General features: G+C 44.8%; 6 protein-coding genes and 1 pseudogene. 4 read left to right on the top strand and 3 right to left on the bottom strand.

From position 1 onward, the window contains the following. The 4 genes from AB1488_00870 to AB1488_00885 form a co-directional block, all read left to right on the top strand. Positions 1–398 (top strand): succinate--CoA ligase subunit alpha (locus AB1488_00870; GenBank protein MEW6408652.1); only part of this gene is annotated, 398 nt, incomplete at its 5' end. Continuing rightward, the gene (locus tag AB1488_00875) at positions 374–637 is read left to right on the top strand and encodes a 4Fe-4S binding protein (protein ID MEW6408653.1); all 264 of its coding nucleotides are present in this window, start codon (positions 374–376) and stop codon (positions 635–637) included. The genes AB1488_00870 and AB1488_00875, both read left to right, overlap by 25 nt. A gap of 13 nt (positions 638–650) precedes the next feature. Next, complete coding sequence (locus tag AB1488_00880; GenBank protein MEW6408654.1) at positions 651–1,793, top strand: 2-oxoacid:acceptor oxidoreductase subunit alpha; 1,143 nt, start codon at positions 651–653, stop codon at positions 1,791–1,793. A gap of 15 nt (positions 1,794–1,808) precedes the next feature. Continuing rightward, positions 1,809–2,024 (top strand): hypothetical protein, encoded by a 216-nt coding sequence (locus AB1488_00885; GenBank protein ID MEW6408655.1) that lies wholly within the window; start codon positions 1,809–1,811, stop codon positions 2,022–2,024. Here the strand turns inward: AB1488_00885 and AB1488_00890 are convergent. The 3 genes and pseudogenes from AB1488_00890 to AB1488_00900 form a co-directional block, all read right to left on the bottom strand. Then, positions 2,004–2,942, bottom strand: a complete 939-nt coding sequence (locus AB1488_00890; protein ID MEW6408656.1) for an IS3 family transposase — start codon at positions 2,940–2,942, stop codon at positions 2,004–2,006. The genes AB1488_00885 and AB1488_00890 overlap by 21 nt on opposite strands. Beyond that, a complete protein-coding gene (locus AB1488_00895; GenBank protein ID MEW6408657.1) occupies positions 2,840–3,190 on the bottom strand; it encodes a transposase in 351 nt (116 codons plus the stop codon). The genes AB1488_00890 and AB1488_00895 overlap by 103 nt, the downstream gene beginning before the upstream one ends. Before the next feature lie 203 nt (positions 3,191–3,393). Next, positions 3,394–3,520, bottom strand: a pseudogene (locus AB1488_00900) (IS3 family transposase).

Consider the following 3,520-nt stretch of genomic DNA (forward strand, 5'->3'; position numbering starts at 1 on the left):
CTAACCAGATAACAACTGAGGGATTAGGACAATCAACATGTGTTGGTATTGGTGGTGATATGATTGTCGGAAGCAACTTTGTTGACGTCCTGAGGCTTTTCAAGGATGATAAAGAAACAGAGGCTGTTGTATTGATCGGTGAGATAGGTGGTTCGATGGAAGAGGACGCTGCGGTATATATAAAGACCGAATTCAATAAGCCTGTGTTTGCTTATATAGCAGGGAGATTCGCTCCTTCAGATAAAAAGATGGGGCATGGAGGTGCTATAATCTCCGGTGGTAAAGGTAGTGCAGATAGTAAGATAGATGCACTCAGGAGTGCAGAGGTAGAGGTTGTAATAAACCCAACAGAAATAGGAAAGACGGTTAAGAAGTGGAAAGAACAAAGACACCCATAGAGGCAGTTCAGAAAGAGAAAGAGATACCCATAGAGATTTTTACCTCATGGTGCAAGGGCTGTGGGATATGTGTAGCGGTCTGTCCAAAGGGTGTACTTGCACTTGCAAGGGATGAAAAGTGCTATGCTAAATATCCAGAGAAATGTATAAGATGTGGTAACTGCGATGTCCACTGCCCTGACTTTGCAATAACAGGGATGAAGAGGCGGATATTAAAAACAGTGAAAAGTGTAAAGTGAAAAGTGAGAAGTAATGAGAAGTAAAAAGATTAAAAGAGAGATTCTCTTTCAGGGCAATGAGGCGATTGTTGAAGGGGCGATAGCCTCTGGTTGCAGGTTCTTTGCAGGCTATCCTATCAGTCCATCTTCAGAGATTGCAGAGATGATGTCAAGAAGACTGCCTGAACTTGGAGGTTGCTTCATACAGATGGAGGATGAGATAGCCAGCCTCGGTGCTGTAATAGGGGCATCCCTTGCAGGGGCTAAGGCTATGACTGCGACAAGTGGGCCAGGATTTTCACTTATGCAGGAGAACATCGGCTTTGGAATCGCTGCGGAGGTTCCATGCGTAATTGTTAATGTAATGAGAGGTGGACCGAGCACAGGTCTTCCAACAAGCCCATCACAGGGTGATGTGATGCAGGCAAGATGGGGGACACATGGTGATCACCCTGCTGTGGTGCTCTCACCTTCTTCGGTAAAAGAATGTTTCGAGCTTGCAGTAAGGGCATTTAACCTTTCAGAGAGATACAGGATACCAGTGATACTCCTTTCTGACGAGATTATCGGACACATGAGAGAAAAGGTAGCGTTGCCTTCTTTTGATGAAGTAGAGGTTTTTAACAGGGTAAGACCAACGATGCCTCCTGAGTGGTATATACCATACGAGGATACACCTGCTGGGATACCACCGATGGGGATATTCGGTGATGGTTATAGATACCATGTTACGGGTCTTACGCACGATATAAGAGGGTTTCCGACATCCCGAACTGACGAGGTTCCAGCCTTTATAAACCGACTTCACAGAAAGATTCAGCAGAACCTCAAGGATATTCAGTCGGTAGAGGAGTTCTTTACAGAAGATGCAGAGATCCTCGTGGTTTCTTACGGTGCATCTTTCAGGTCTGCATTGAAGGCTGTAAAGGATGCAAGGATTCAAGGAATAAAGGTGGGGTTGATTAAACTTATTACACTCTGGCCCTTTATGGAAAAATTCATTAAGAGGCATACAGAAAATGCAAAGGTTATTATAGTTCCAGAGATGAATATGGGTCAGATGGCAAGAGAGATCGAGCGGGTATGTTGCAATCCGGTAGTGCGGGTAAATAGAGTAGATGGAACCATAATAAAACATACCGAGATTTTTAAAGCAATAAAAGACCATATATCATAAGAAAGAGGCAGTACCATGATAGAAGAAGAAAAAGAGATTGAACTTACGAGGCTGATACATAAGTATCTCAGACATGACAAAAAATTTCCTACTGTCTGGTGCCCGGGATGTGGTAACGGAATTCTGTTAAGCGCCCTGATAAGGGCTATAGATAGAACGGGCTGGGATAAAAACGAAATTGTCATGGTCTCATGGAGTGACCCCCATTGTTTAGGCACAAAGCACCTCTGAGGTTAGCAGGGTCTGACGGGTTCTGTTTTCGTTGTTTGCCACCAGTGATTCATATTCATTTGGTGGACAATACCCCAAAGCTGAATGCAACCGTTTCTCATTGTACACTTCCTCGATAAAATAAGGAATACGTCTCTTCACATCCTCAAAGGTCTTATAGTCCCATAGGTACACCTCCTCATTTTTTAGGGTTTTTATGAAGCTCTCTGCCTTGGCATTGTCATACGGATTGCCTTTCCGCGCCATGCTTATCCTCATACCAGCGGCATTAAGATCATCCACATATTCGTGTGCCGCATATTGTACCCCTCTGTCAGAATGGTGAATGCATCCATCGGAAGGACGCCTAATCTCAATCGCCATCCGTAAGGCTGCCCTGGTGAGCTCTGTGTCTATCTTCAGGGAAATTGCCCATCCAATCACTTTTCGTGAGAAGACATCCAGAATTACCGCCAGATACACAAATGCTGTCAGTATCCGAATGTAGGTGATGTCAGCAACCCATGCCTGGTTGACCCCGTCTATCTTTGTACCCTTAAGCAGATTGGGATAAACCAGGTACTTGTGCTTGCTGTCTGTTGTCATAATCCATCTCTTTTTGATTTTGCAGATCAACCCCTCTTGCCGCATGATCCTCTGCACCCGTTTGTGATTAACTTTTAACCCCTCACGCTTCAGTTGTGCTGTGACACGCCGATATCCATATCGCTCATGCTCTACAATTATCTTCTCTATCCTGTCCCTTAAGTCAGCATCTTCTTCTTGCTTGCGGAAGTCATTACCTTCTTTGTAGTAATAACTGCTCCGTGCCATGTTCAGCATTTCGCACCCCCGTTTAACCCCTCCAAATTCCTGCCAGTGACCGGCAATGAATTCTCTCTTCTCTTTCGTAGTGTATGTTCCATGGCTTTTTTTAATAACTCATTGTCCATGGTCAACCTGCCGACCATCTGCTCCAGCTCCCTTATCTTTGCCTCAAGGGATTTAACATTCGCTGACTTGCCTTCCACAAGCCTACCCTCGCTATATCGTTTTTTCCAATAACCTATTAGCCCTGTGGAGATTTCATAACGCCTGCTCAATTGTCCCATTGTCGCTGACCCGCTCAGCAGTTCTTCTATTACTTGCCTCTTGAATGCTGTACTGTGTGTCCTTCTTGCTCTCATTACGAGTTCCTTTCTGCCTTAAGCGCCTTCCAAAGGAAAATCGTTCCACAGAATGCCCCAGAATCGATTATCTCAGGACAACCTATATCTGGGTACCTCCCTAAAAACCACTATTTCTCCCCTGAACGCTCTTTATGGCTTTTTTCAACTCGTCAGTATTCTAACCTTTTTTAGCTCCGTGTCCAAGTGTAGGGGGTCAGTCCAACACCCGCTAAGTACAGCCACCCTTCATCTGTTGGAATGTAGGTGATATCAGATGTCCATACCGTATCGAAAGACTGCTGCCCTTCCTTTATAAGCAGATTCTCGGCAACCGGATAGGTATGTCTT

Source organism: Nitrospirota bacterium (assembly GCA_040756155.1).
In the GTDB taxonomy this organism is placed as follows: Bacteria; Nitrospirota; Thermodesulfovibrionia; order JACRGW01; family JBFLZU01; genus JBFLZU01.